Annotated in this window: 24 protein-coding genes; 11 read left to right on the top strand and 13 right to left on the bottom strand. The window is 60.0% G+C overall.

Annotated features, from left to right (window positions below; all coding sequences use genetic code 11):
• Position 1: 1 nt before the first annotated feature.
• From EP237_RS13730 to EP237_RS13720, 3 genes are read left to right on the top strand one after another with little or no spacing between them, the layout of a single operon-like run.
• Entirely contained in the window at positions 2-1,036 is a 1,035-nt protein-coding gene (locus EP237_RS13730) for an ATPase, T2SS/T4P/T4SS family (protein WP_127561464.1), read from the top strand.
• 17 nt (positions 1,037-1,053) lie between these two features.
• A complete protein-coding gene (locus EP237_RS13725; protein ID WP_127561463.1) occupies positions 1,054-1,473 on the top strand; it encodes a hypothetical protein in 420 nt (139 codons plus the stop codon).
• The gene (locus EP237_RS13720; protein ID WP_127561462.1) at positions 1,473-2,498 is read left to right on the top strand and encodes a TrbL/VirB6 family protein; all 1,026 of its coding nucleotides are present in this window, start codon (positions 1,473-1,475) and stop codon (positions 2,496-2,498) included. The genes EP237_RS13725 and EP237_RS13720 overlap by 1 nt, the downstream gene beginning before the upstream one ends.
• A 459-nt stretch (positions 2,499-2,957) precedes the next feature.
• Here EP237_RS13720 and EP237_RS13715 read toward each other — a convergent pair whose 3' ends face one another.
• The 4 genes from EP237_RS13715 to EP237_RS13700 all read right to left on the bottom strand — a co-directional run bounded on the left by EP237_RS13715 (position 2,958) and on the right by EP237_RS13700 (position 6,724).
• Positions 2,958-4,235, bottom strand: a complete 1,278-nt coding sequence (locus EP237_RS13715) for a TRAP transporter large permease (RefSeq protein ID WP_127561461.1) — start codon at positions 4,233-4,235, stop codon at positions 2,958-2,960.
• Positions 4,232-4,684, bottom strand: a complete 453-nt coding sequence (locus tag EP237_RS13710) for a TRAP transporter small permease (RefSeq protein ID WP_240661639.1) — start codon at positions 4,682-4,684, stop codon at positions 4,232-4,234. The genes EP237_RS13715 and EP237_RS13710 overlap by 4 nt, the downstream gene beginning before the upstream one ends.
• Before the next feature lie 82 nt (positions 4,685-4,766).
• A complete protein-coding gene (gene dctP, locus EP237_RS13705) occupies positions 4,767-5,771 on the bottom strand; it encodes a TRAP transporter substrate-binding protein DctP (RefSeq protein ID WP_127561459.1) in 1,005 nt (334 codons plus the stop codon).
• 20 nt (positions 5,772-5,791) lie between these two features.
• The gene (locus EP237_RS13700; RefSeq protein ID WP_240661638.1) at positions 5,792-6,724 is read right to left on the bottom strand and encodes a PfkB family carbohydrate kinase; all 933 of its coding nucleotides are present in this window, start codon (positions 6,722-6,724) and stop codon (positions 5,792-5,794) included.
• A gap of 80 nt (positions 6,725-6,804) precedes the next feature.
• On the opposite strand from EP237_RS13700, the gene EP237_RS13695 reads away from it, so the two are divergent.
• The 3 genes from EP237_RS13695 to EP237_RS13685 all read left to right on the top strand — a co-directional run bounded on the left by EP237_RS13695 (position 6,805) and on the right by EP237_RS13685 (position 9,952).
• On the top strand, positions 6,805-7,812 hold the full coding sequence (locus tag EP237_RS13695; protein WP_127561458.1) for an SIS domain-containing protein: 1,008 nt from the start codon (positions 6,805-6,807) through the stop codon (positions 7,810-7,812).
• Positions 7,813-7,822: 10 nt separating this feature from the next.
• The gene (locus EP237_RS13690; protein ID WP_127561457.1) at positions 7,823-8,773 is read left to right on the top strand and encodes an ornithine cyclodeaminase; all 951 of its coding nucleotides are present in this window, start codon (positions 7,823-7,825) and stop codon (positions 8,771-8,773) included.
• 75 nt (positions 8,774-8,848) lie between these two features.
• The gene (locus EP237_RS13685) at positions 8,849-9,952 is read left to right on the top strand and encodes a LacI family DNA-binding transcriptional regulator (protein WP_127561456.1); all 1,104 of its coding nucleotides are present in this window, start codon (positions 8,849-8,851) and stop codon (positions 9,950-9,952) included.
• 121 nt (positions 9,953-10,073) lie between these two features.
• Here EP237_RS13685 and EP237_RS13680 read toward each other — a convergent pair whose 3' ends face one another.
• From EP237_RS13680 to mobC, 3 genes are read right to left on the bottom strand one after another with little or no spacing between them, the layout of a single operon-like run.
• Positions 10,074-12,029 (bottom strand): type IV secretory system conjugative DNA transfer family protein, encoded by a 1,956-nt coding sequence (locus EP237_RS13680; protein WP_127561455.1) that lies wholly within the window; start codon positions 12,027-12,029, stop codon positions 10,074-10,076.
• Positions 12,022-14,370, bottom strand: a complete 2,349-nt coding sequence (locus EP237_RS13675) for a relaxase/mobilization nuclease domain-containing protein (protein ID WP_127561454.1) — start codon at positions 14,368-14,370, stop codon at positions 12,022-12,024. Before EP237_RS13675 ends, EP237_RS13680 begins: the two co-directional genes overlap by 8 nt.
• The gene (mobC, locus tag EP237_RS13670) at positions 14,357-14,944 is read right to left on the bottom strand and encodes a plasmid mobilization relaxosome protein MobC (protein ID WP_127561453.1); all 588 of its coding nucleotides are present in this window, start codon (positions 14,942-14,944) and stop codon (positions 14,357-14,359) included. Before mobC ends, EP237_RS13675 begins: the two co-directional genes overlap by 14 nt.
• 552 nt (positions 14,945-15,496) lie before the next feature.
• On the opposite strand from mobC, the gene EP237_RS13665 reads away from it, so the two are divergent.
• From EP237_RS13665 to EP237_RS13650, 4 genes are all read left to right on the top strand, one after another.
• Entirely contained in the window at positions 15,497-16,216 is a 720-nt protein-coding gene (locus EP237_RS13665; protein ID WP_127561452.1) for a ParA family protein, read from the top strand.
• Between the two features lie 10 nt (positions 16,217-16,226).
• Positions 16,227-16,910 carry a hypothetical protein gene (locus EP237_RS13660; RefSeq protein ID WP_127561451.1) on the top strand — a complete coding sequence of 228 codons (684 nt, stop codon included), beginning with the start codon at positions 16,227-16,229 and terminating at the stop codon, positions 16,908-16,910.
• Positions 16,911-17,069: 159 nt separating this feature from the next.
• Entirely contained in the window at positions 17,070-17,309 is a 240-nt protein-coding gene (locus EP237_RS13655) for a hypothetical protein (RefSeq protein WP_127561450.1), read from the top strand.
• A gap of 120 nt (positions 17,310-17,429) precedes the next feature.
• Positions 17,430-18,551, top strand: a complete 1,122-nt coding sequence (locus tag EP237_RS13650) for a Fic family protein (RefSeq protein ID WP_127561449.1) — start codon at positions 17,430-17,432, stop codon at positions 18,549-18,551.
• A gap of 328 nt (positions 18,552-18,879) precedes the next feature.
• Here EP237_RS13650 and EP237_RS13645 read toward each other — a convergent pair whose 3' ends face one another.
• Positions 18,880-19,500 carry a class I SAM-dependent methyltransferase gene (locus EP237_RS13645; protein WP_127561448.1) on the bottom strand — a complete coding sequence of 207 codons (621 nt, stop codon included), beginning with the start codon at positions 19,498-19,500 and terminating at the stop codon, positions 18,880-18,882.
• A complete protein-coding gene (locus EP237_RS13640; RefSeq protein ID WP_127561447.1) occupies positions 19,497-20,441 on the bottom strand; it encodes an NAD(P)/FAD-dependent oxidoreductase in 945 nt (314 codons plus the stop codon). Before EP237_RS13640 ends, EP237_RS13645 begins: the two co-directional genes overlap by 4 nt.
• 175 nt (positions 20,442-20,616) lie before the next feature.
• Here EP237_RS13640 and EP237_RS13635 point away from each other — a divergent pair, with 175 nt between their 5' ends.
• The gene (locus EP237_RS13635; RefSeq protein ID WP_127561446.1) at positions 20,617-21,390 is read left to right on the top strand and encodes an AraC family transcriptional regulator; all 774 of its coding nucleotides are present in this window, start codon (positions 20,617-20,619) and stop codon (positions 21,388-21,390) included.
• Positions 21,391-21,876: 486 nt separating this feature from the next.
• On the opposite strand, the gene EP237_RS13630 is transcribed toward EP237_RS13635, so the two are convergent.
• The 4 genes from EP237_RS13630 to EP237_RS13615 form a co-directional block, all read right to left on the bottom strand.
• Positions 21,877-23,091: an IS256 family transposase gene (locus tag EP237_RS13630; protein WP_127561445.1), complete on the bottom strand. Its 1,215-nt coding sequence runs from the start codon at positions 23,089-23,091 to the stop codon at positions 21,877-21,879.
• A 205-nt stretch (positions 23,092-23,296) separates the two neighbouring features.
• On the bottom strand, positions 23,297-23,854 hold the full coding sequence (locus EP237_RS13625; protein WP_127561444.1) for a methyltransferase family protein: 558 nt from the start codon (positions 23,852-23,854) through the stop codon (positions 23,297-23,299).
• Entirely contained in the window at positions 23,851-24,768 is a 918-nt protein-coding gene (locus EP237_RS13620) for a cation diffusion facilitator family transporter (protein ID WP_127561443.1), read from the bottom strand. The genes EP237_RS13625 and EP237_RS13620 overlap by 4 nt, the downstream gene beginning before the upstream one ends.
• Entirely contained in the window at positions 24,758-25,528 is a 771-nt protein-coding gene (locus EP237_RS13615) for a transglutaminase-like domain-containing protein (RefSeq protein ID WP_127561442.1), read from the bottom strand. Before EP237_RS13615 ends, EP237_RS13620 begins: the two co-directional genes overlap by 11 nt.
• Positions 25,529-25,568: the final 40 nt, after the last annotated feature.

Below are 25,568 nucleotides of genomic sequence, written 5' to 3'. Positions count from 1 at the left end.
CATGGCAGCGAGCTATCTCGAAGCTTCGCTCGACCGGCTTGGTGCCCCCGTGCAATGGGACGACACGATCGAGATCTGCATCAACCCCGACGGACAGGTCTGGGGCGAGTTCCAGGGCGATCATTTCATGCGAGGTCTCGGCACCCCGCTCAGCCAGACCGAGATCAAGGACCTCGGCAACCAGATCGCCTCGGCCGCCTCAACCATGCTCAGCACCAAGAAGCCCATCGTCTCGGTCTCGATCCTCTATCGGGATCGTCCGATCCGGGCGCAGGTGATCCAGCCTCCCGCCGTTGAAGGTGGGTTTTCCATCTCGCTACGGTTCTTCTCCTCCCTGCCGCTGGAGGTGATCAAGCTCGGGTTTCTCTATGGCAAGGAGCGCAGCCTCGAAGGCCTGCGCCGCGAACGGAATGCCGCCCTGCGCGATGTGGTGGCTTCCGGCGACATCGGTGCATCCCTGCGGTTCTGCGTCGAGAACAAGCTCAACATGATCGTCTCGGGGGGCACCTCGACCGGCAAGACGGTCGCGGCGCGCAAGATCCTCTCGCTGATCCCACCCGAGGAGCGGATCATCACCATTGAGGAGGCAGCCGAACTGCGCCCCGAACAGCCGAATGCCGTAACGCTGATCGCCGACCGGGATACCGACGCCCGCAGCGCGGATGTGCTTCTGGCCTCGACCCTGCGGATGCGGCCTGATCGGATCGTGCTGGGCGAGGTCCGTGGTCGCGAGGCCATGACCTTCCTTGAGGCGATCAACACCGGCCATGGCGGCTCGCTCACCACGCTGCATGCCGAAACACCGCAACTCGCCGTCCGTCGCCTCGCCATTGCCGCGCTCAAGACCGATGTGCCGATGACCTATGCCGATATGGTGGACTACATCGAGGGCTCCATCGACGTGATCATTCAGGCCGGCCGTCATAATGGCGCCCGCGGCATCACCGAGTTCTTCCTGCCGGGGCAGGCGAGACATCCAGACCAGAACACGGGTCCAGCCGGGGGTGCCGAGCGCCCCACGGTCGCGGCCGAATGAACCGAAAGGAAATCCCCATGCGCAAGATCACCCTCACCGCCGCTGTCACCCTGCTGGCCGCGCCCCTCGCGGCCCAGACCGCGCCTCAGGTGACGAACGATCTCACCGTGACCATGTCGCCCCAGCAATACCGGATCTGCAACGACCGGCCCGCTCGCCCGACCTGGATGGACGAGGCTCACCCGCGTGAGGCCTACAAGGCGCTGACGTTGATGCGGCTCTACGAGCTGCGGTCATGGGAGGCGATCCAGGAAACTGGCGACTGCGGCTGTGATGTCCGCTTCCCGTCATGGGATGCAGCCTCCGCCGAGTACGAGGAACGGTTCGCAACAAGCACGCAGGCCGAGCATACTCAAGCGCGGCTGGCCATTCGCAACGAGCAGAACCAGATCGCCCGCGACGTCCAGGATATCTGCGAAGCGCAAGGCAACTGGTAATGAGCATCGTCAGCTGGATGGTTGGAACCGCCGACGGCTTCCTTGCCGATGCCGCCGAGTCCCAGTTCGGGGCTGTGGCGAGCAATACCGGCACGATCGTCCTGCTGATGGTCACGCTTTCGCTGATCGGCGTTTGTATCAACATGGCCTTCCAGTTCCGAAGCATGGATGGGGCCAGCTTCTTCTGGTACCTGATAAAGCTGATGTTGATAGGGCTCTTTGCCTTCAACTGGGCCAACTTCAACGCTGTGGCCAATGCCGTGATCGGCGGGCTCGACTACATCGCCGGGGCTCTGATCTCCTCGGTCGGTGGCGGCGGGGCAGGGGCAACGTACTTTGCCGCTGAGTTCGATGATCTCATCACGGAGTTCAGCCAGTACCTGAACGCGATCGGTAACAACCTGAACTGGATGACTGGCGCGATCCTCGGCGGCATCGGTCTGGTGCTCCTGAGCCTTCTTGGCTTCATGACCGGCATCGTCCTCATCTTCGCCAAGATGATGCTGACGCTGATGCTCGGCCTTGCTCCGATCATGATCGCTTTGTCGCTCTTCGATGCGACCAAGGATTTCTTCCACAGATGGGTCTCGACGACGATCAGCTACGCCTTCTACCCCATCGTCATCGCCGCCATGTTCTCGACCGTCGTCGGCATGGCGAACTCGCTTCTGGCCCAGCTCGGTGACCCGAACTCGGCCACCAACATCGGCTCGCTGGTGCCGTTCTTCGTGATGGTGTTCCTGGCCAAGGGTTTCGTTGCGGCGACGCCGCTGATCGTACGTGGGATCTCGGGGAATCTGATGGTGGCTGCGGCACCCGCTGTGGTCGCTGGATCATTCGGGATCATGCGGGGAGTCTTCAATACGGACGGCGTCAAGGGCCGGGCGAGGATCGGTGCACTCACGACAGGCGAAGCGATCGGACGAGGTGCGGTGCAGGCGCCTGTGGTTGTGCGGAGCGCTGCGGCGACCGCGAGCGCGCAAGTGGTGCGGATAGCGGAGAGGGCGAAACGGTTGGCCCCGTGATGGGTTGGACGAGTTTACTTCTATCTTCAATGAGTTACTGAACTCCTTTAACATAATAGGTTCAACTCAAGATCGCCCCTCGTCTCACCGCGTTGGATTATTGGTCGGGGCGATGACTTCGTGAAGTCAAGACCAGGTGGGTGAGCATTCATGCAGTATCTGAGGCGGCTCACCGTTGCCAATCCTATACTGTGGCTACCAATTTCTTCGGTTCAGTGCCAGCTTGGGGAAGCGGTGAAGGCAGGTGCAGATGGTAGGTCTCAACTCCGGTGTTGGATTGCACCATTTGCATGGAATAATCGACCCATTTGCGTGCCCGTGCCGAAAGCTGCAAAGGCGAACGGTTCCGCCGACCGGTCGCGGACGCCGAGAATGACGAGTGGATTTGTGGCCGCACGGTCAATATAGCACGCGCCGCCATTGAAAAACCACTCTCATGGGCACTTATCGCTTCCAGGATCAGCGGAACAACAGGTTCGGCAGGAACGTCACCAGCGCTGGCACATAGGTCAAGAGAAGTAGTACGCCGATCAGGCTGGCCAGGAAGGGCAGGGATTCGCGACTGAACTCCTCAATCGAGCATTTGGTGATCGAGCAGACGGTATAAAGGACCGTGCCAACGGGTGGCGTGATCGAGCCGATGGTTGTGTTGAATACCAGGACGATGCCGAAATGGACCGGGTCTATGCCGAGGGTGCGCGTCACCTCATTGAGGATCGGGACCAGGATCACCATCAACGCAAGGCCTTCAAGCATGGTGCCAAGCACCAGCAGCATCACGGTCAGGATCATCAGGATGACATATTTGTTGTCGGACAAAGACAGCAGGCTGGTCAACAGAGATTGCGGCACCTGCTCCAGCGCCAGAACCAGTGAGAAGACGGCCGCTGAGGCCACGATGAACAGGACATTCGCGGTTGTCAGCGCGGATTCGCGCAGCAGGTCATAAGTTTCGGACAGTCGAAAGCCGCGATAGACGAAGATGCCGATAACGAAAGCATAGAGAGCGGCCATTGCCCCCAACTCGGTCGGTGTGAACCAGCCACCGCGTAGCCCGACGATCAGCAGCACCGGCATCGCCAGCGCCCAAAGGGCAGATTGCCCGCGCGCCGCGATCTGGCGCGCGGGCAATCTCTGCGCACGCTCGGGTTTGTAACCGCGCCGTTTCGCCATGATGCGCACCGTCAGCAGTAACGCGCAGGTGATGATGAATGCCGGGATAATGCCGCCGATAAACAGGCGTCCAATGGAGGTGTCGGTCAGCAACCCATAGACGATCAGCCCGATCGAGGGCGGCATAATCGGCGCGATGGCCCCCGAGGCGGCGCTGACCACCGAGGCGAAACCGTTGGAATAGCCGCGCTGACGCATGATCGGCGCGATGGTGCGCGCGTCAATGGCGGCGTCCGCGTTGGATGAACCCGACATCGCCCCCAGGAAAAGCGAGTTCATCACTGCCACCTGCGCCAGCCCGCCATGCCAGTGTCCGACAAGCCCATCGGCGAAATCGTAGAGACGTTGGGCGATGCCGCCACGGGCCATAGCGGCGCCTGCAACGATAAAAAACGGCACCGCGAGCAGCGGGAAGCTCTCCAGTGACGAAGCCATGCGTTGCGCCACGGTGCTTGCCATCATCGGGTTGAGGGCGAAATAGATCACCGAGGCCCCCAGGATCACGAAGGCGATGGGAACACGCAGCACCAGCAGCGCAAGGAAGGCAATGCCTGACGCAATCATGTGTGGCGCTCCCGCCAAAGTTCGGCAAGATGGAGCAGTTGGACCAAGATGATGGCTGACATTGCCACACCCAGACCGGCCGACACGATCCATTTTGGCCAGCCCAGTGCTAGAAACGTGGTGAACCGCGCGGTCGACACCTGTGCAATGGCTGCGTTCAGAACCTGCAGTGCGATGGCAATGACAAGAAGATGGGTCAGCGCAGTCACCCAGGCTTGAAGCCGCCGGGGCAATCTGGATACGAAGAAATCAACCCCGAACATCTGCTTGTCCAACGCGGCGCCGATGATCCCAAAGAACACCACGCCCGCAAAACAGACCACGGCCAGTTCATTGGCGACTTGGAACCCTTCGCGAAGCACTGTTCGCGAAATGACGTTTGCACCGACCGCCACAAGCACTATCCCGAGAAGGAGTGTCGGGATCAATTCGCCGATCAGGCGCAGCAAAGGTCGCAAAAAAACACGTTCGATCCCGGATACCTCCCAACAGCTCGAAGATGCCGACACAGATCGTGTCGGCACCCATTGGTCAGCCCTGTGTCGCGGCGGAACGAATGCTGTCGAACAGACCTTCCGGCAGATCATCGAAGAAGCTGGAAGTGGCTTCACGATAGGCGTTGAGGTCCGCCTCGTGGAACGTAACTCCCGCCGCTTCAAACTCGGCGCGGATTTCCTCTTCCAACGCGATGGATTGCGCTGTCAGCTCCTGCCCACCACCGCGGAACTCCTCCAGCATGATGGCGCGGTCGCCCTCCGACAAGGCCTGGAAGGCCGCCTCTGACGTGACCCAGCCAAGGAACAGGTTGAAATGTCCGGTTAGGGTGATTTCCTTGACGACTTCATACCACCGGTTCGCACGCAGGCCTGTCAACGGGGATTCCCCTGCGGTCACGACGCCCTGGGCCAAGGCAGAATAGGCCTCCGCGGCTTCCACCGTGGTGGCGACCACGCCCATTGGCTCGAAGGTGTTGAGCCAAGTTTCAAGCGGCGGCACGCGCATCAGGACGCCCTCCAGGTCGGAGGGGTGCGGATAGGGCTCGGTGCCGATCATGTGGCGCGCCCCGTCGAACCAGTTCAACGCCAGCACGCGCAGACCGGCGGTTTCGGCAAGCTGATCATAATAGCCCTGCATCAGGTCCGAATTGGCGAGGCGCTCGGCTTCCGCGGCATTGCCGACGATGAACGGCCCCTCGACCGCGGCAAGCTCGGGCACACCGAACTGCGACAGGTTGCTGGCCGAGGTATAGGCGATGGTCGGCTGACCCTGGCTTGCCTGTTCGATGGTGTCAGTCGTCGTGCCCAATTGGGCACTCGGGAACATCTGGAACGTGACGCGCCCTTCGGTGCGCTCCATGATCCGGTTGCCGACCTCTTCGGCGAGCGTGTTGGACAGCGCGGTTGGCGCGTTGACCGAAGCGATTCTGAAATTTGCCGCATCCTGAGCGAAGGCAGTTCTTGCCGAAAGGGCGAGCGGTGTGCTGGCCAGCATGGCAAGGGCGTGGCGTCGGGTCAGGGCATTGAATGGGGTGGTCATGTCTCGTCCTCCGTGTTGCGTTACTTGGCCGGGACGCCGGTTTCGGCGCTGCGCTTTCTGGCCCGGTCCGCCAGTTCGGCGGCATGCGCATGGATCAAGCCGATCGGCATGGCGTGGCTTTGGTCAATGTCGATGGGTGCGGGGTGACCGAAGCCACCGCGCTGGCCGCAGGTTTCGCCAGCCATGATGGCGGCGGCCTGCATCAAGGCGCGCGGGTCTTCGCCACGCAAAAGCCCGGTGAGAACCCGCGCGATGAAGCTGTCCCCGGCACCGAGCGTATCGACGATCTCGGCGGGCGCGGGGGGAACACCTACATCCGTATCAGGTCCGGTCAGGTAGGCGCCGTTCTGGCCGCGTGTGACAAGGCACCAGTTCGCTCCTGCCTTGCGCACCTGCGCTTGCAACGTGGCGACTTCTGCGTCGGTCATACTACCGCCCGAAAAGCTCGCCAGAAAACACATCGGCGCGATGGCATCTACATAATCGACCCCGGTCTGGTCCGCGAAATCGAAAGACAATCGCGCGCGGTTGGAGAATGCTGACAAATGCGCCTCGACATGGGCAGAGCGACCGGTGTGGACGGCATCGGCCCTTGCGATCATTTCTAAATCACCGGCATTGGGCGCGATGATGGAGACGCCCAGATCGGCGCGCAGGAACTCTCGCTCACCACTGGCGGTATTGCCAATGACGCAGAATGCGGTGCGCCCCGCAACGCGGCGCAGGCGTGTGATATTGACGCCTTCCCTTTCCAAGGCAACGCTCATGTGGCGGCCAGCGGGGTCATCTGCCATGGCGCCGATAAAGGCCGCATCCGCGCCGGCGCGTCGGGCAAAAACCGCCACATTCAGCGCATTGCCGCCCGGATACATCGCCCCGTGCGCCTCGTAGCAATCCACATCGTTGTCCCCGAAGGTAACAATTTGCGGAGAGGTTGCGTTTCTAGACATCATGTGAGAACGTTCACACAAATCACATGCGGCTGTCAAGCGACCCGCGAATTCCTGTTGTCAATAATGCGGAGCCCCACAAGATGTCTGAACCTCAATCCCCTCATCCCGATGTTGTGCGTGCGCTCCAGGCGCTTGACGGACGCGACACGGAGCACGTGTTCTTCGTGGCCTGTGGCGGGTCTCTCTCGATCATGTATCCGGCTAAATTCATGCTGGATCAGGTTTCGGCCAAACTGCCATCGGATCTCTACAACGCGGCCGAATTCACTCATCGCGCGCCCAGGCGGCTGACCGCGCAATCGCTGGTCATCCTGTGCTCGATGACCGGCACAACGCACGAAACCGTCGCGGCAGCGAAGTTCGCGCGGGAGGCCGGGGCGATGACAATCTCACTAACTGTGGACCCCGAGAGCCCGCTGGCGAAAGCCAGCGATCATGTGGTGGCGTTCGAGGCACCCTACACGACCGGCATTCCGATCGATGCCAAGAACAGCAATTACGCCCGGATCTACCAGATCGTGCAGGGGCTTGCTGCCCGCTATGATGGCGGCGGAAATATGGTCGCGTTGATGGACAGTCTTGATGCGCTGCAATCGGTCATCGACCGGGCGCAGGGTGTTTTCGCGCCGCGTTTCGACCAATACGCCCCACATTTTGCGAAACAAGATGTGATCTATACAACGGCCAGCGGGGCCAGCTACGGCGCCGCCTATTCCTATGCGATCTGCGTGTTGATGGAGATGCAGTGGATCAACAGCCACCCGATCCACGCCAACGAGTTTTTCCACGGTGCGTTCGAGGTTCTGGATGACAACCGCTGCTACATCCTGATGAAAGGGCTGGACGATACGCGCCCGCTGGAAGAGCGCGCCGAAAACTTCCTGCTGCGCTTTGGTCGTCCAGAGAATATCCTGGTGGTTGATGCTGCCGAGCTCGATTTCACCGGAGTCGTCCCCGAGTTTCGCGGCGCGCTTGCGCCACTGGTGTTCTTCGATACGCTGTGGACCTTCGCCTATCGCCTGGCGGACTTGCGCCAACACGAGATGATGACGGCACGGCGCTACATGAAGAAACTCGACGACTACTGAGGAGTCTGCGATGAGACTGGCAGATGCCGAAACCGTCCACCGATTGCTGGACTACCCCTATCTGATCGAGGCGTTGTACCAGGCCCATCAGGGAGTGCATCCAGCCGCCGATCATATTGTCAGCACCGAGCCGGAGGGCGGCGACAATCAATTCGTGACCCTTGTGGGCTGGCAGGGTGGCAAGGGCATCGCGGTCAAAATGGTCGGGGTCTTTCCCGGCAATCTGGCGTTCGATCCGCCGCAAGCCTCGGTGCAGGGGTTGGTCGCGCTCTTTAACCCTGCCACCGGGGCACCGATGCTTGCCGCCGATGGCGAGGCGATGACCTTCCGCAAGACTGCGGCGGATTCAGGGCTAGGCACGCGGCTGCTTGCGCGGCCTGATTGCGAGACGCTGCTGGTTGTCGGGGCAGGGGGTCTTGCGCCGCATGTCATCGCTGCCCATCGCGCCGCGCGCCCGTCTCTGAACCGCATCCTGATCTGGAACCGCACGCCCGAGCGCGCCGAGACGCTTGCCACTTCGCTAATGGCGGGGGCCGATACGCAAGGCGTCGATATCGCGGCAACGCGCGACCTGGATGCAGCCGTGGCCGACGCCGATATCATCTCTTGTGTCACGATGGCCCGCGAGCCGCTGATCAGGGGGGCGCTTCTGAGACCCGGGGCGCATCTCGACTTGGTCGGTGCCTATTTGCCGGACATGCGCGAGGCCGATGACGAAGCAATGGCGCGCGGGCAGATCTTTGTCGATTGCCGGGACGGGATGAAAGGCTCTGGCGAATTGGCCCGCCCCGTGGCCGCCGGGGTTATCAACTGGGATGACGTCGGCGCAGACCTCTATCAACTCTGCCGGGGCGCGCATCCAGGCCGTCAGTCGGACTCGGAAATCACGGTGTTCAAGAATGTCGGCGGCGGCCATCTTGACCTTTTTGCCGCCGTGGCCTTGTCTGAACGTCTTCCATAGGCGGCACGGGTTGCGGGATGCGAGCGCGAGCCTGAGTAGTTTACCACGCCTGCGCAGCAAAACGGATCGGACCGCATGAAGGCAGCGAAAGTAACGATCGTCGAGGTTGCGGCCAAGGCCGGGGTCAGCGTCGCCACAGCGAGCCGAGTTCTCGGGAATTACGGCTATGCAGGTGCAAAAACCAAAGAGCGGGTTGAGGCTGTTGCCTCCGAGCTAGGCTATCGGCCCAACAAACTGGCGCGCGGTCTGATCACCGGTCAGACCCGCACCATCGGGGTAATTGCCGGCGATATCTCGAGCCCATTCTATGCTGCCGTATTGCGAGGCATATCGGATGGGGTGGAAGCGCGCGGCATGAGCATGTTGATCACAAACAGTGATGAAACGGTTGCGCGTGAGATTGCCGCCACGAAACTGCTGCGAGAGAATCAGGTTGACGGGCTCATCGTCTCTCCCTGCGATGTTATGGACTCCCCTCACCTCAAAGAGGCGGCTGCAGCCGGAATACCGATGGTGCTAATCGACCGCAAGGTGACGGGTCTTCAGATCGACAGTGTCTCAGTCGAGAATATCGAAAGCTCCCGCGATGGCGTAGCCCGGCTTTTGTGGGCAGGTCATCGCCGCATAGGTGTCGTGGCGGAATTGGGCCGCACTGCTTCTCAAGATCTGCCCAAATTCCTTGCCTCGGCAGGGCAGGGGGGCAGAACCAATCTGAACGCAGTCTCGACAAGCTGGCAGCGTCTTGGAGGCTATCTTGCGGCGCATCGTGACGCGCAGCTTGAGATCGACCCGGCGCTGATTGTCCATGTTGGTGAGCATTCCGCATCGGCAGCGCAGCAATCGGTGCGCGCGCTTCTTGAGACCCCCGACCGGCCAACCGCGCTGTTCTGCGCAGATGGGCTGATGTCATCTGGGGCCATGGCGGCTATCGTGGCGTGCGGATTGAGCGTACCGGATGATCTATCACTTGTCTGCTTTGACGATCTGGACTGGATGGCCTTCGTGGGTAGCGGTATCGATGCAATCGCCCAACCGCGCAGGCGTCTTGGCAAAGCGGCGACGGCCCTGCTGATTGCACGGATCAAGGGGGCCAAGGGCAGAGCGCGGAACCTGAAGTTGCGACCGCGCTACTTGTCGCGCGGCTCGATTGCCCCTCCACCCGGAACATCAACTGCTTAGTAGGATGCACATGGCGTTCCGAACACCTACCCTGCACCAATCGGGTGAAAGACTTCACCTTTCAGTTCGTCTGCAAAAGGCCAATCGCCGATGCAGAAGGGCTTAGTGAGTTCTCCCACGCTCACCCATGCTCCGCGATAATAGCCCTCGTCGTTAGAACAGCCGAAGCCAACGCTGTCCGGTCTGAGCTGATAATCCCCAATCCCTCGATATCAAGCGACAGCTGACCCTGGCCACCGCTGCTCGCAGCAGCACGAGCTGCGCGGCCTCGGGCTTTCGCTGAGTTGACAGGTTCAGTCTTCGGTGTGTTCGGCGCGTTCGAACCGACTTCCGATGCAACATTTGCCGCCCGCACCTCTTGTAGCTCCTGCTTCAGCTTTTCCAACGTCTCGCGGGTCTCCGACATCTGCCGATCCCGCCTCAGCCCATCCTCGTCCGGATATGGGAAACTTCCCACCTGACCCGCATGCAGCACCTTCAGCGCGGGGTCTTCGAAGTACTTGATCCGCCGCGCCCGGATCGGCATCTGCGCGTCGATCACGAGGATCACCTCATCGAGGTCCATGCGCCGGGCTTGGTCCTCTGTCAGGAGCGGGGTATCCTCGGTTCGCTCAGAGACGCTGCGCCCCTCGAAGGGATTGCGACCGACAGCACGGGACCGGGTCACCACGCGCTTGGTGGTCTTGCCGACAGCCTGGCTCAACTCCTCGATGGTCTTCTGCTCGGATGGGGTGAGGTAGAGCTTCACGCCGGCGCCGCCCTGAAGCGACCTGCGAGTGTTCTCGCCATAGATTTCGTCCAAAGCAGGAATCGTCTGGGTGACGATGGCGAGGTTACCGCCATAGGAACGCAGGGTCTTGATGCTTTCTGCGACGATCGGCATTTTCCCGAGCCGGTCGAACTCGTCGAGCATGATCATCACCGGCCAGGGCTCGTCATCTCCGGGTTCCTGCGCCTGCAGCGAGGCGATCAGGTCGGAAAAGAAGAGGCGGATCAGCGGAGCCAGCGGTCGGATCAGCTCGGATTCGACCACAAGATAGATCGCATGCGGGCGGCGGCGGATATCCCGGAAGGAAAAGTCAGATGTCGCGGTGGCCGCGTCGATCGCGCGGTTGTCCCAGGTGTCGAGACCCGATGTCATCAGGAGCGACAGGTAGGACGTGAGGGTGTCATTGTTGGTCGATGCCATACGCTCGAAGATCAGTTTGGCCGAGGTGTTCTTCACCTCCTGAGAACGCTTCAAATATTCCTTCTGCTTGTCGCCCCCCGAGGCTGTGATGCGATAGATCTCGCCGATGGTCGGCACGCCGCGCTCGAAGGCCAGAAGACCGGCTGCCACGAAGAGGTCGATACCCCCGGCCAAAAGCCCGCTCAGCTTTTCATTGTCGGTTTGCAGGAAGAGCTTGGCGGTGAGTTTCAGCTCCATCTGCTGTCGGTCGGGATTGGTCATGGCCGCGATGCGCGCAAGCGGGTTGTAGCGATGCGTCGGTCGGTCCCAGTCGGTCGGCGCGAAGCGGAAAACCTTGTCCCCCATGCTGGCGCGAAAGCGCGAGGTCTCGCGAAAGTTCTCGCCTTTCACGTCGAGCACCACGGCCGAGCCCTTGTAGGTCAGCAGGTTCGGGATCACGAACCCCACGCCCTTGCCCCGGCCTGTAGGCGCCACGATCAGCGCGTGGGGGAAGGTTTTTGAGACAAGGAACGGGCGTTTGGATTTCGGGGAGCCAAGCTTGCCCAAAAGGAAGCCGCCGCCGGGCTTGGCAAAGAAACCGTTCCTCTTCATCTCGCTGCGGGTCTGCCAATGCGTCGTCCCGAAGCGAGTCAATGCATCCCCCAGAAGCGTGACGCTCAGCATCAGCGATGCCAGGCCGAAGCCGCCAAGGATGAGGTTCACCCAGAGGAAGTCTTTCGGTGCAGACTGAGACAGACCCCGATATTCGCGGGCGAGCAGAGTGACGTCGAAACGCGTGGGTGAAAGCCCATAGCGGAACATGACAAAGCCGGTCGCCACAACATAGCCCATGGCGAGGCCGACCAGCACGAGGCTCAACACACCGATGGCGATCTTGCCTTTATCCATGGGTGATCCCCTTTTCGCCATCTGCCGCAGCGTGGCGTGCGCGCTGCGCCTCTATATGTTCTTCCGCCAACGCATCGAGAACGCGCTCCATGGCCGGGCCATGCGCAGTGACTTCGCTGCTCTGGAGATAGGTCTTGGCGAGTTCCAGCTGTCGCAGCGGATCCTCGGTGAATTTGTCCAGGACGTCCGCGTTACCGGCCTGCAGTGCGTCGATTGCGTCGGGGCTTAGCCGTTCGTTGACCTGCCGGACGATGTCATGTCGCTCTGCCTCGGATATCGGATCCCCGGCGTCGGCGTTTTGCACAAAGGCCATGACCGTTGGCGCGGTCTCTTCCAGATACCGGCGCTCGGCGTAGTCTTGTCGCGCCTGGTCCTCGATAATGAGGCTGCGCTCGCTGATATAGGCACGCGACGCGCCGAGCGAACGAAGGTGGTTGATTTCGCCCCTAACGGCCTGCCCGAATTCGTCATCCGGCATCTCCGTGCGATAGCGGGCGAGGGTGCGGAGCTCTTCCGTGATCGGACCGAGATGATCCGAAGGATCCCGCAAGGCGAGGTCCATGTCGCCAGCATGAAGCGTGCGGTCCTGTTCCAATACCGCGTATTGCGGCGGCTTTCGACTGTCGGTCATCTGATCCCAGGCCATCGACGCCAGTTCGGCATGTTGCGGGGATCTCTGCGCGTAGGCGTCGAACGCGGCGCGGGCCTCTTCAACCTCCACGGCGCCCGCCCGCCGGACGGAAGGATCGTCGGAGAACGGATGATCGAAATCCGTCCGGCGGAACTGCGCCACAAGCGCTTTGAACTCCTGCCGCTCCGATGGGGCAAAAATGTCGGGCCCGTCCTTCCCGAGATCACCCCCAGGTGCCGTCAACCGCTCACCAAGCGCTGGCTCAGCGTCATCCACCTCGTCAAACTCGGTTGGCGCGCGCAGAACGCGTACATCGGTCAGGACATCGCCCAACCGAACATGCACGGCTTCCAGCCGGTCCAGCGCTTCTTCCCGGTCCGCAGGTTTCTCCAGATCGAGGTCACCTTCTTTGGCAATCGCCTGCAGATCCTGTGCCAGCCATTGGCGTTCCAGTGCGGCATTGCCAGCCCCTTCCCGCAGACGCGCGACCACTGCCTCGGCGCCAATGCCCGTGCCTTGCAACGCCTCGGCCAGCTTTGGTGCCACCTCTCCATCGTCAAGACGCGCGAGGTGATCTTCACTTAAGTTCGGCCTTGCATAGATGCCGTCCCGGGACGGGGCATCGACCAGGGCGGCGGAGCGATCCCCGAGCGGGTTCAAATGCGCGACCGAGGCCAGAACGTCGGTCAGCTTGCGCTCGATCACCGGCCTCTCGGTCGCCGGAGCCCTGTCGATCGCCGCCTCGATCTGGCGAATGTTCTGAGAAAACTCGGTGATCAGCGTGTCGAACGCTGCTTCGTCTTGGGACATGTAGATGGCTCCGTCAGATTGAATCGGACCGCCACTGGCAAGGATGGTGCTGGCCCTCTCGAGCGCTTCGGCCACGTCGTCGAAATTCGAGCGTGACGCCTCCGCCGCGAGCCCGCGGTAGATCAACGCGTTGTGCCTGACGGTTTCCAGAGCGGCCGCCAGGTCAGCGCCGGTTCTCTGGCGCTCGACTGGGGGACGACCTTCGTCGCGAGCCTTGTAGATTTCATCGATCTCGGCGCGGTAGGTCGTGACGCCGCGATCCAGACGACGCGTCGCCTCAAGGCGGATCCCATGAACTTGGGCCGCCTCGACCATCGCCTCGCGAAAGGCGTCGTAGTTGAAGTGATGATCCTTCCCGAGAAAGAACATTTCGCCATCCTTGCTGCGGCGGTTCAGAACGATATGCGCATGTGGATGCGCGCGATCTTGGTGTATTGCAGCAATATAGTCGAATTGCGACCCCTCACCTTGAAAGAACTTCTCGCAGACGGATTCCGTGATCGCGCGCACCTCCTCACCGCTGGTGCCAACGGGAAATGCCATCAGCAGATGCGAGGTGTGGCCGAGCTTGGGGCTGTGCCGCTCACCCCACTGGTTCTCAAATCGGCGTACGACCCGGTCGATCTCGGCCTCGGACAGGGTCTTCTTGCCATCATGTGTGCCACGACTGTCGAGGATGTGGCTCGACTTTGTCGTGAGATATGTGAGCTGAGCACGCAGCTGCGCCCCGGTGTGGCAGCCCCCTTTCGCAATGGCCTTGAAGATCGCTGGCGAGTAGCCGCGCGCGGCCCGGACCATCTGCGCGCCCTTGGAAAGCCCCTGCCAGGATCCCGAAACTCGGCTCCAGCCTCGGTCAAATAGCGCCGGGTCGATGCCACGGACCCGGTCACTCCGCGCCATTCTCATCCCTCTCGGCGAGGTCCGCCAGGGCAGAGCTGATCTCAAGGTCCAGCACGCTACGCCGCGCGCGCGACATCTCCTGGACCTGGTCGGCCAGATCGAAGACCAGACCCGCAAGCGCGCGGACGTCACGGTGACTTGAGGCCGGGTAGGACAGTCTCTCACCCCGCACCTTGGCCTCGTTCAGACGTCGCGCGATCTGGTTCACGTTGTTACCGACCCGGTTGAGCGCGGCGCCGAGGCTGCGCAACTCGTCGCACATCTCGTCGTCGGGTAGGAAGACACTTTCGGCCGCCAGCATCAGGCGACGCATGGCATCCGAGCGGTGCGCAATCCCGCGCCGCGACAGCGCCGCGTCGAACCGGCGCAGGTCATCGTCCGAGACCCGGATCCCCACAACCCGCGATCGGCTGCCGTTCGCTGTCTGACGCTCATCGGCGTGGTTCACCACGTTGTAGATCGTCTTCAGGCTGACATCGTAGCGCGCGGCCAATGACGCCGCGGAGACGCCGTTCCGGCGCTCCTGGGCGATGGTCGATCGCTCGATCTCTGACAGTCTGCGACGGCGGGACATTTTGAAGTTAACGTTCCTATTTCTTGCCAACTTCGTACAAGCAGGCCTTCTCCCAACGCAAGTGGAGTCGGCCATAAGGGCTTGTACTCAATGTAGAAAATCGCCCTGCAGGGGCGATTTCCCGTCCTTTGTCAAATGGATCGCGCTTCGCGCTCATTGCACCACGCGATGCGGTCTCCGCATCGCGCATCGCGTCTTTTGCGCCCCGTCTCTTGCACCCTGCAAGACGGGTTTTGCCGCGCGCTAACCGTCTCGCGTCACCCGCAGAACGACATACGCGAGACTACCTCCCGTCGTCTGGAACGCGCTATCCGTCTCCTGCATTCCGTCCGCAGCACATCGCCAAGCGCATCCCGACACTTGGAGGGTGTGTGGTGCCCCGCGACGAATGCTGACAGCGACATGGGCGACGTCGCACGGTCATCGCACAACGCAGCCCGCAGCATGCCAGACGCGGGTCGCATCCCGACTTCTGCTTGACCCCTCCGTCTCATGCGTTTAGCGACGTTTTGGCATTATCGTTGCGATTCACTATTTTTGCGGAGGGTCAGAATGCCGAACGAAAATCTTGTGGTGATCGCAGCGATGGCCCGGAAAGGGGGCAGTGGAAAAACGACGCTTTCGCGCGCCTTGATCAGCGCCGCGATCGCCGCCGGACGCAGAGTGTTGTTGATCGACACGGACAGCACGAGAGTACTCGGGGCCTGGCATGCTCGGGCGGAAGCCGGTGGGCTGAGTTCGCCGCTTCTCTCCTCTGCAACTGTCGAAACCGTGGCGGGTGTCGAGGATCAGATCGATCAGGTCTACATGGCAGACACGGCAGACTTCATCTTCATCGATACCGCAGGAGTCGGTGCCGAATGGTCAGACGGCATCGCGGTGCTTGCGGACCACATCGTGACGCCCGTCATGCTGTCGACGTCTGATTTCGATGTCGGCGCACAGACAGCTGATTGGTATGAGAAGCTGAAAACCCGTGTTGACGACCCTTCCAGCCTTCCGCGCCACCACGTCGTCCTCAACATGGTCGACCCGAAAACCACCCGGGCTGATGCCGCCCTGATTGAGGAAGCGCTCACCCGATTTCCGGTGATTGAGACCGTCATGATGCGGCGGAACACCTACAAGGAGATGGATCAGAAAGGGCTTCTTCATGCTCTGGCGCTGGTAAAGCAATCCGATCCGAATCCCCTGATGCGTCCACATGTACGTCATGTCGTCGAGGCACTCGAGGAGGCGACGGACATTCTCAACAACATTCTTGCGGCGTGAGGACAGTCGATTGCGCAAGAAGATCCCGACCATCACCAGGCCCGACCCTGCCTACGCCGCCACCCTGCAACAGGGTGACCGCGAGGTTTCCGGGAAGGAAGATGAGGCACAGGTCACAGCAACAAAGACAGGGACCCCAGCCGCTGACGTTGACGTTGACGTTGACGTTGACGTTGACGTTGACGTTGACGTTGACGCTGTTCGGCACGAGTCAGAGCGTGTGCCGGAAGGTGCCGTGGCGCCGCACCAAGTCACCGCGGAAAGCTCTGACCCGCATACCAGCCTGAGAGCTCCCGTATCGGCGCGAGCTTTGAACCCGACCCGGAAGATCGACATCAGGGTCAACGCACTCGAACGACAGGAAGCAGCGCTGGAGACTTGTGGTGTTGAGCCAGCACATGTGGTGCGTGCCGCCCTGCGCCGTGCAGTCAAAGGCTGGCAACTGTCGCCGGTCTTCGCCCCAGTCGCAGAGGAGCGACGCACTCGAAACACGCGGTGGCAGGCCCGGACATCTCTGGCAGTCGATGCGGCCAGCTTGGGTGTCCTCCTCCGGGACCACGACCCCCTCGACGTCTTGAGCAAATGGGCCCTGATCCGCGGCCAGGTGGAACCACGCATATGGGGCGAGATCGACATGATCCTGGAGGAGATCGAAGATCGTACCGCATCGCCGCAAGAGAATACGGTGCAGTAAAACACCTATCCAAAAGGACATCTTGCAATCGGCTAGTGGAATTCCGCTGACGCATTCCGATTCATATTGCACATGCAGAAACGCGCCATTAACAGGCCGAAAACATTTAATTGGCCTCCATGTTCGAGCGTAACGAGGTCCTGGATTCAGGAGCGCAAATTGACCAGAATTCCTCGCCTCACCGGTGAACCGATCATGCACATCCTCTGCAAGAAAACCGGCAAGCTGGTGGGCTATCTCTACCAGTGGAATAATTGCGATCTGCAGCCAGCGTGGTTCGACGGCGCCATGGCGGACGTTCGCTATGAACCATTCATTCAAGCGCCGAAACAAAACCCTGTCGATCCGACGACCCCCAGATCGCGTCAGCAAGACCTGACGCACCTTGAAAAGGCCTAGCTCAAGGCCTCGCGTCGGTTTGTGGGACATCCCATCCCGCAGGTCCTTTGAGCGATAGAGTTGACTTCTATGCCTCAAAAGTGATCTAGATATGAGTTATAGAAAGGACGTCTATAACTCATGGCTTGGAACTGGACGCTGCCCGGTTGGCCGGATTTCCGGTATGACGCCTCCACTCTGGAGCCGTTTGAGCAGACATTTCTGCTGTCGTCCGGAGAAATCCTCGGCGCTGTCCATCATGTCAGCCAGCCGGAGCGCGAGCAACTCCGCATCGAACTGCTCAGCGAGGAAGCGATGCAGACGAGCGCCATCGAGGGTGAAATCCTCGACCGGCTCAGTGTCCAGTCTTCGTTGCGCCGCCATCTGGGCCTCGATCCGGACAGCTACCCTGCCAAACCGCGCGAACAGGGCGTCGCGGAAATGATGGTGGACGTCTATTCCAGCTTTGCGGACAAGCTGAGCCACGAAACGCTGTACCGCTGGCATCGGATGCTCCTGTCCCATGACCGCCGGTTGGAAACCATCGGGGCCTACCGACGCCACGCCGAGGCGATGCAAATCGTTTCTGGCCGCCTCGACCGGCCGACGATCCATTTCGAAGCGCCTCCCTCAGAGCGGGTCATGCCTGAGATGGAGCGATACGCGGATTGGTTCAACAAGACCGGGCCGGGGGGAGCAGAGCCGCTTCCAGCGCTGACGCGCGCAGGGCTAAGCCACCTCTATTTCGAGAGCATCCACCCATTCGAAGACGGCAACGGCCGCCTGGGTCGCGCCCTCGCTGAAAAGTCGCTGGCGCAGAACATTGGCCAGCCGACCCTCATCTCGCTCGCCTTCACCATCGAGAAGGAGCGCAAGGCATACTACGACCAGCTCGAGCAGCATCAAAAAACGCTCGACGTGACCGATTGGCTCGTCTGGTTCGCGGAAGTTGTCTTGAAGGCCCAACAGGCAACACTCGACCGCGTCGGCTTCTTCATCAGCAAGGCACACTTCTACGATCGTCACAGGGACCAGTTGAACGAACGCCAGGCCAAGGCCATCGCTCGAATGTTTCGGGAAGGCCCTGGCGGTTTCAAGGGCGGCCTCAGCGCCGACAACTATCTCAAGATCACCGGAACTTCACGCGCAACCGCGACCCGCGATCTGCAGGACCTGGTCGAGAAAGGAGCGCTCAGCCGAACCGGTGAGCGGCGCCATACGAGGTACTGGTTGAACTTCAACCAAAAGGTTTCAAAATTGTAATTAAAACAAGCCCTTACCAAAGCCCCTATAATCCGTTTTATGTAATATTTGGGCGGAAAGTGTGAATTCGCGGCACCTGCTCGGACTCCACCTCAGACCAGCGAAAGCCGACATTCACAGCCCAATACTCTGAAATTTCCCGACCAGCCTTTGCTGCGCTCGGCATCAACGGCGGCGATGCGCAGATAGTGAACTTTGCAAAGTTTGGCCCGTTTCCCGACAGCGGACCTTCGTGTAGACTGCGGTGAACGACGGCAGAGAGCCCCCTTTGCATATTTTCTGCGACGCGGCCAACGGCGGCTTTCGCCGTTGGCTCTTCGAGCGCACATCACAGCACCCTTTCGAACACGTAGGCAAATGGGGATTTGGTATAGGCAATGCCGCGATGAGATGCCTTAAGGCTTTCCACCGTTATCGTCTGTGGTTTCTTCGGCACCATGTAGCTGTCGAGGTTCTGATCGGTGACCCGGTAGCTTCCGTTTGCCGACGTGACGACCGCCACCAGCTTGAATCGTGGGTCGAGCGCGGCAAGAGCTGCGTCGCCATGGCTTGAATTCACCAGCAAATGCCCTCCGATACGCAAGAAACGGCCGCAAGGCTCTGATATGAACCCCGCATAAAGAGAGATCAGCAGATCAAAGCTATTCGGCTCTAAATCCAAGGACCGATAGTCTCCATGCGCGAACACGAACCGCCCGTCGACGTTGCCACCGTGGTCGCAAATGATCTGCCGCACACCCTGGGCATCGGCAAAAAACGCCGCCGCCCGCTTGTCCATGTCCGCATAGGTGACGTCGTCGTAAACGAACGAGGGCGCAACATCGACGTAGCTGCCTGCATAAAGCACTCGGCGGGCGGGCAGCGCTGCGCTCACCGCCTGAAACAGCCGCCAACGGTCGCCCTTATGCTGATCCTGCTTTTCCCACAGCGCCTTGGTCTTATCCTTCATTGTGATCCCTCCGGCAGTGCCGCCCAACGTTCCATCGCAACCTCGTGGGCCATCATCTCTACGCAGAACCCGCCTTCCGAGGCCGCCGCCGCGATGCCCGCAAAACCCATCCGCGCATCCCCGACTACGTAGAGACCTGGGATGTTCGTTGTGCCTGACGCACCTGCAAGCTCGGGCATGCCCCAATCGTTCTCTTCTTGCGCGATAACCCCCAAACGTTCGGCAAAATCGGTCGCGGGCGACGAGAATTCCTCGACGACGAACCCACTTTGCCGCGCTATCTCGCGCCCATCATCCAAAACGACATGGGTTAGCGTGCCGCCTGTCGACCTCAGGTTCGCGACCTTGCCCTCTTCAACCGGAACACCCTTGGTCCGCAATTCTGCCTTTACATTGGCGTCGAGCGAATTGCCGTTGGTGAACACGATCATATTTCGCGACCAAATCTGCATCATCGGCACAAAGTGCTCGATTGCGCCGTGGCCAAAGATGGCCAGCGCCTCGTCGGCATGCTCGTATCCATCGCAGAACGGGCATGGATAAACCGACTTGCCGTATACGTCCGCGATGCCGGGTAAGTCCAATTGGTCGAGGTGGTCCCGGTGGCCCGTCGCAATGAGCATGCGCGTCGCAGTTATTGTTGCACCCTGCGCAGTCGTCGCGGAAAACCCGTCGGCCAAACGCGCGACATCAGAAACGCTGTCGGCGATGTAATTGACCGTTGGATATTTGCGCAGCTGCTCCTTGGCCACCGCCAACAGCTCGCTTGGGTGGGCGCCATCGCGGGTCAAAAACCCGTGCGAGGCCGTGGTCACAAAATTTCGAGGATTTTCGGCGTTTATGAATGCGGTTTTCATACGGGTGCGTCCGGCAATCAAAGCGGCGGATTGTCCGGCGGGTCCGCCACCGATTATGATGAGGTCGTAGTGCAGGTTTGCCATGTCTCGATCCAGTCATGCTGAAGGTTTCGTTGGCCTCAACATAGGCCCGCTGGCGTCGTTGCTTGAGAGCGTGGATTCGGGTACTATCGGCTGATCTTATGATTATTCGGAATTTTGTGTGACAGACCTTCAGCGGCTCGAACCGCCACATCCCTCTTGCTATGTGATTCACGAAATGGGCGTCAGCACACACCCGACACCCGTCGCCGTGCACGCCGATCACGGGTTGATGTTTACCCGTGCCGGTTGGTTCACGATGGAGCAGAAATACGAAACACTTTCTTTGGCAGGAAGCGTGACGATTGTTCCTGCCGGTGTGCCGCATCGCCCCCTGGCTGGCGAGGATCTCGATTATTGGCTTCTGGGATTTTCCGCTGGGAGCTTTGGCTTTGACGAGGCGCAGGCGATCATGCGGCCATTTTCTGAAGTGCGCCTCGGGGCGTCCCCAGTCGTCCATTTGGAGGAGGTTGCACAGGCGCGCTTGCAGCGCTGGTTCGAGGCTTTAGCGCGAGAGGCAGAAGGGCAAAATGAGCTGACCGCAGAGGTGCAACGCAGCCTGATTACTCTGATCCTGTCAGAGGTCTCACGGGCGATGCCAAATGCAGATAAGGATGGGCAACGCTCACCACTGGTCGCTACAGCGCTGCGATACATCCAACGACACAGCCTTTCCCCCATTTCCCTTATCGATGTGGCTTCGGCGGTTGGACGCACCGCGCCTCATGTCGCGGCTGTCGTCAAATCCGAAACCGGTTTTACAGTCGGCACTTGGATCACGTCTGCCCGCGTCGCCAAGGCCGCGCAGCTTTTGCAACACACCGACATGCCCGTCGATCAAATTGCTCCACACATCGGATGGCAGGACACGACCCATTTCATCCGCCAGTTTCGAAAAATCTACGGAGTGACCCCCGCTGCATGGCGCAAGAAACAACGAATGCGAGTGTAGCCGCTGGTGCTGAACTCTCCTTTGCGGACATTGGCGCAGTTGCACCGAATGCACTCTAAGTCCCGCATTGTGTGAGTTCGCGACCTGCGTGGCGAAGGTCAGCTATTGCAGATTCGCACCGAGGTCCATGGGTCCGCTCGGGGCTGGCACCAGCCATCCAGTTGCCCACGCAAGGGCCTGCAAGGCCACGACCCGCGCGCCGCACCGCCGCAAGGCCGCTGTGAGCCCATTTTGACCAATGCTGCACTGTGCACCAACGGCAGCTGTCCGGAAGATCGTTCGATTCCTAGGATTGACCCGTGAAAAATCGAGAACAGGGGGAATACGAGTTGGTGCCCGGAGGCTGATTTGAAAATTGCCGTCCCGCAAGTTGTAGATACGGCTCATCTTGCTGATAAACAATAGAAATTGCTACTTACTAGAGGCGTAGCGCGGGGAGTGTCCTGAACTCTGTGTATCTGGCCCGGTCCATGCGGTTTCAGATACTCAAGCGTCGAAGCGCTCGCCGAACATTATGGCGAACTGGTTGCGTGCGGCAAACCATTCTCTGACATTTCGGCCATCCTTCTCAAAGTTGCGGATGGCGAGGTAGATCAGCTTGGTCGCCGCCTCGTCCGTCGGGAAGGAGCCGCGCGTCTTGATTGATTTACGGATTACCCGGTTCAGACTTTCTATGGCATTCGTCGTGTAGATGATCTTGCGGATCGCCGGATCGAAGCCGAAGAACGGGATCACCTCCTGCCACGCCCGGCGCCATGCCGGGGCGATTGACGCGTATTTCCCGGCCCATTTTTCCTCGAAGACATCGAGTTCGGCTTCGGCCATATCGGCGGTCGGGGCGCTGTAAACCCGGCGCAGGTCGGCGGCCACGACCTTGCGGTCCTTCCAGGAGCAGAAGTTCAGAGAATGGCGCACCAGATGCACGATGCAGGTCTGGACCATGGCGTCCGGGAAGGCGGAGGTGATGGCCTCGGGAAAGCCCTTCAGCCCGTCCACGACCGCGATCAGGATGTCTTGGACGCCCCGGTTTTTCAGCTCATTCATGACAGAGAGCCAGAATTTGGCGCCCTCGTTCTCGGCGATCCACAGGCCCAGGACTTCGCGCTGGCCGTCGCGAGTAACGCCCAGAGCCACGTAAACTGCCTTGTTTTTCACGGTCCGGCTGTCGGCATCGCGGATCTTCACCCGCAGCGCATCGAACAACACGATCGGATACATCCGGTCCAGGGCTCGGCTCTGCCATTCCCGGACCTCATCCAGAACGGCATCGGTGACGCGGCTGATCAGGTCGGGCGAGACCTTCAGGCCATAGAGGTCGAGCAGGTGGGCCTGGATGTCTCGGACCGTCAGCCCGGCGGCGTAGAGCCCGATGATCCTGTCGTCCATCCCGTCAATCCGGGTCTGGCCCTTCTTCACTAACTCAGGTTCGAAGCTGCTGTCACGGTCCCGAGGGATCGCCACCGGCAATTCCCCGTCCTGCCCCTTCAGCACCTTGGTCGATGTGCCGTTGCGGCGGTTGCGCTGTCCGGGAGGCGCGTCCTGGCCTTCTTCATAGCCCAGATGCGCCGTCAGCTCGGCACCCAGCATCCGCTCCATGAGCTTGATCTTCAGCTCTTTCATTAGCCCGGTGTCGCCAAGCAGGTCTTCCGGGCGTTCCACGCCCTGCAGCAGTTCGTCCAGGATTGCTTTCGAGATGGTCATTCATGCTTCCTTTCGTTGAAGCATGAACCGGATCAGTCATACACAAAAGATCTGACACTCTCGTAGCGCTCGAGATTGGCCAATAATTGTCCAGAATAACCGGAGGACCAGAGCCCCGGGCGTAGCATTTCCGTACGAACATAACCTTTTGGCTTGTTTCATCCTTTCTCCGTCAAATAACTGAAACATAACGCTTTCCTATCAGTTAGAAATAACGGCGTGTTGAGGAGCGGTATGTCTCAAAGTCCTCTCCGTATGACTGCTTCAACCACGGTTCCTCCGCGAAGGGTGCAACCGCCAGGGCCAAGACGCCCGCCGCCGCGACCGGAATTGCAAACCAGGCGCTTGTTACCAGCACGAAACCAACCAAAATGGCCATGTCGGCGACATATTGTGGATTTCGCGAGTAGCGGTAGAGGCCTGTTGTCACCAATTCTGCCTTTGCCCCACTTGTGGCCTTCATCCCGATTCTGGCGACTCCAGCCCACACAACAGCGTTGCCTGCTAAGACCAATGGGAGGCCAATACCCCACCGAACCCAGCCAGGAAGGCCAATCTCGCCCCATCCGAGGATCCCGAGGGCGATCGTCAAAACAAATACTGCGACAGTCAGTAGCCAAGCAATCACTGCGCTCCAATCAATAGAGTGCGCGGGTGGCCAAAGCCGTCGCCTTGGAAACAGTATCGACCAAGCAAATATCGCGATGAGCAGCCCCGCATCCGCTACCCCGGCGACTAGAAGGATTGCCTCCAGTTTCGTCATATCTTGTGTCCATATAGCTGAGTGCCAGCTTGCGCCTTGCCGGTGGTTTCGAATTCGAGGGTCGAATGCTCGATACCCAATTCGGCGCTGAGCCTCGCTTTGATTTGAGACTTGACTGGTTCAACGTCGTGCCATCGATCCGGATGGACGACGATATGGCAGTCAAGGGAAACCGCATGTTCCTGCATCTGCCACAGATGGACGTGGTGGATTCCGATCACCCCCTCCACATCCCGGACCAATGCGACCACTGCAGCGTTTTCGATGTCTGGCGGGCTGCCCAGCATCAGCGTTCGGATCGGCCCGCCGATTTCGGTTCCCGCGAGGTACAGAATGTAGCCTGCGATAAGGATGGTTATGACTGGATCGACCAGCCACCAGTCATAGAGAATGATCAGCATGCCACCGACGATTACGGCTACCGAAGACAGCGCGTCAGACAGATTGTGCAGAAACATCGCCCGGATGTTCATGCTATCTTTTTGCATCGAGTAGGTGAGCAGTGCGGTCAGTGCATCAACGACCAGTGCAACACCGCCAATGTATACTACGGTCCAGCCCGCCACTTCTGGCGGTTCGAGCAACCGCAAGACGCCTTCATAGCAAAGGTAGACACCCACAATTATCAGTGTGGTGTAGTTGATCAGTGCCGCGACGATCTCGATCCGACCATAACCAAACGTCATTTCCTCGTCGGCTTCCCTGCGCGAAATCTTTCGGGCTGCGAAAGCGATCACCAGAGCGGCCATATCCGAGAAATTGTGAAGAGCATCAGCAATCAGCGCCAAACTGCCCGACACGATGCCGCCGGCAATTTGTGCAATCGTAAGAAGTGCATTGGCCCAGATCGCAACGGCAACGCGGCGATCGCCAGATTGCGGATCAAGGTGATTGTGCCCGTGATCATGCGGCATGGCTGGTGTCCTGGTGGCGATGGTTGGGTTTGGCAAATCCGGGAATCGCCGGGACATGGCCAGCGCGGATGGAGCGGACTCGAGCGTTCATCCAATGACGAATGACATGTCGGTACAGGAATTCTCGTACAACACCCAATGCCTGCCGGTGCTGACCAAAAAACGCATCGGGAGTGTCAAATGTTCCGTAGTCCCGAGCAATCCCGGTCTTCTGAATGTAGGTATCGTCCCCTGTCCATGTTACCGGGGGGGTCGACAGACTTTCTGTTCCCGCGCCATATCCGCACAAGCTGTCCGAGCTCGAAAAGCTACTTTGCAGAACCTTCAGAAAGCTTTGATCTAGGATGAACCCTTCCAAATTCACCCAACCGCGCTCAGTTTCGACCTCAACCCAGGAATGCAGGATCTCTTTCGGAGCAACAGGGTAAACAAGTTCTGGAACAACACCACGCTGTAGTTCCTTGTGAATTGCGAACCCGTGGAATCTGCATCTGATGTCCACGCCCCGCAATAGCGCCATCAGCAGCGTTCCCTTGGTGTTGCATTGGCCATATCCATCCTCAAGGACTTCACTAGCGGGAATGTCGTCTTCTCGATTATAGCCGAACGCGATTTCATTACGCACGAAGTCGTAGACTGCTCCGATCCGCTCGTGTTCGTCGAGATCGGCCCATCCGTGATCCTGGATCAGTTTGGCAATTGACGGGGATTGGAAATCCACGAGCCTGGTAGGCTCTAGAAGCGGATCTTGGTCGGGCATGAAAGGTCTCCTCGAATCGTTCAAGGAGATATGTAGGTGC

This window comes from Nioella ostreopsis, from assembly GCF_004000255.1.
GTDB classification, from domain to species: Bacteria; Pseudomonadota; Alphaproteobacteria; order Rhodobacterales; family Rhodobacteraceae; genus Nioella; species Nioella ostreopsis.
The sequence above is the reverse complement of the archived record's forward strand: the minus strand, read 5'-3'. Positions and strand labels throughout refer to the sequence as shown.

Coding starts and splice junctions, on each gene's coding strand:
- EP237_RS13640 (WP_127561447.1), bottom strand. CDS start 20,441: ATGGCAAACCTGCACTACGACCTCATCATAATCGGTGGCGGACCCGCC.
- EP237_RS13625 (WP_127561444.1), bottom strand. CDS start 23,854: ATGACGAAACTGGAGGCAATCCTTCTAGTCGCCGGGGTAGCGGATGCG.
- EP237_RS13635 (WP_127561446.1), top strand. CDS start 20,617: ATGGGCGTCAGCACACACCCGACACCCGTCGCCGTGCACGCCGATCAC.
- EP237_RS13650 (WP_127561449.1), top strand. CDS start 17,430: ATGGCTTGGAACTGGACGCTGCCCGGTTGGCCGGATTTCCGGTATGAC.
- EP237_RS13715 (WP_127561461.1), bottom strand. CDS start 4,235: ATGATTGCGTCAGGCATTGCCTTCCTTGCGCTGCTGGTGCTGCGTGTT.
- EP237_RS13725 (WP_127561463.1), top strand. CDS start 1,054: ATGCGCAAGATCACCCTCACCGCCGCTGTCACCCTGCTGGCCGCGCCC.
- dctP (WP_127561459.1), bottom strand. CDS start 5,771: ATGACCACCCCATTCAATGCCCTGACCCGACGCCACGCCCTTGCCATG.
- EP237_RS13685 (WP_127561456.1), top strand. CDS start 8,849: ATGAAGGCAGCGAAAGTAACGATCGTCGAGGTTGCGGCCAAGGCCGGG.
- EP237_RS13665 (WP_127561452.1), top strand. CDS start 15,497: ATGCCGAACGAAAATCTTGTGGTGATCGCAGCGATGGCCCGGAAAGGG.
- EP237_RS13695 (WP_127561458.1), top strand. CDS start 6,805: ATGTCTGAACCTCAATCCCCTCATCCCGATGTTGTGCGTGCGCTCCAG.
- EP237_RS13615 (WP_127561442.1), bottom strand. CDS start 25,528: ATGCCCGACCAAGATCCGCTTCTAGAGCCTACCAGGCTCGTGGATTTC.
- EP237_RS13645 (WP_127561448.1), bottom strand. CDS start 19,500: ATGAAGGATAAGACCAAGGCGCTGTGGGAAAAGCAGGATCAGCATAAG.
- EP237_RS13675 (WP_127561454.1), bottom strand. CDS start 14,370: ATGGCGCGGAGTGACCGGGTCCGTGGCATCGACCCGGCGCTATTTGAC.
- EP237_RS13680 (WP_127561455.1), bottom strand. CDS start 12,029: ATGGATAAAGGCAAGATCGCCATCGGTGTGTTGAGCCTCGTGCTGGTC.
- EP237_RS13630 (WP_127561445.1), bottom strand. CDS start 23,091: ATGACCATCTCGAAAGCAATCCTGGACGAACTGCTGCAGGGCGTGGAA.
- EP237_RS13730 (WP_127561464.1), top strand. CDS start 2: ATGGCAGCGAGCTATCTCGAAGCTTCGCTCGACCGGCTTGGTGCCCCC.
- EP237_RS13620 (WP_127561443.1), bottom strand. CDS start 24,768: ATGCCGCATGATCACGGGCACAATCACCTTGATCCGCAATCTGGCGAT.
- EP237_RS13720 (WP_127561462.1), top strand. CDS start 1,473: ATGAGCATCGTCAGCTGGATGGTTGGAACCGCCGACGGCTTCCTTGCC.
- EP237_RS13700 (WP_240661638.1), bottom strand. CDS start 6,724: ATGATGTCTAGAAACGCAACCTCTCCGCAAATTGTTACCTTCGGGGAC.
- mobC (WP_127561453.1), bottom strand. CDS start 14,944: ATGTCCCGCCGTCGCAGACTGTCAGAGATCGAGCGATCGACCATCGCC.
- EP237_RS13690 (WP_127561457.1), top strand. CDS start 7,823: ATGAGACTGGCAGATGCCGAAACCGTCCACCGATTGCTGGACTACCCC.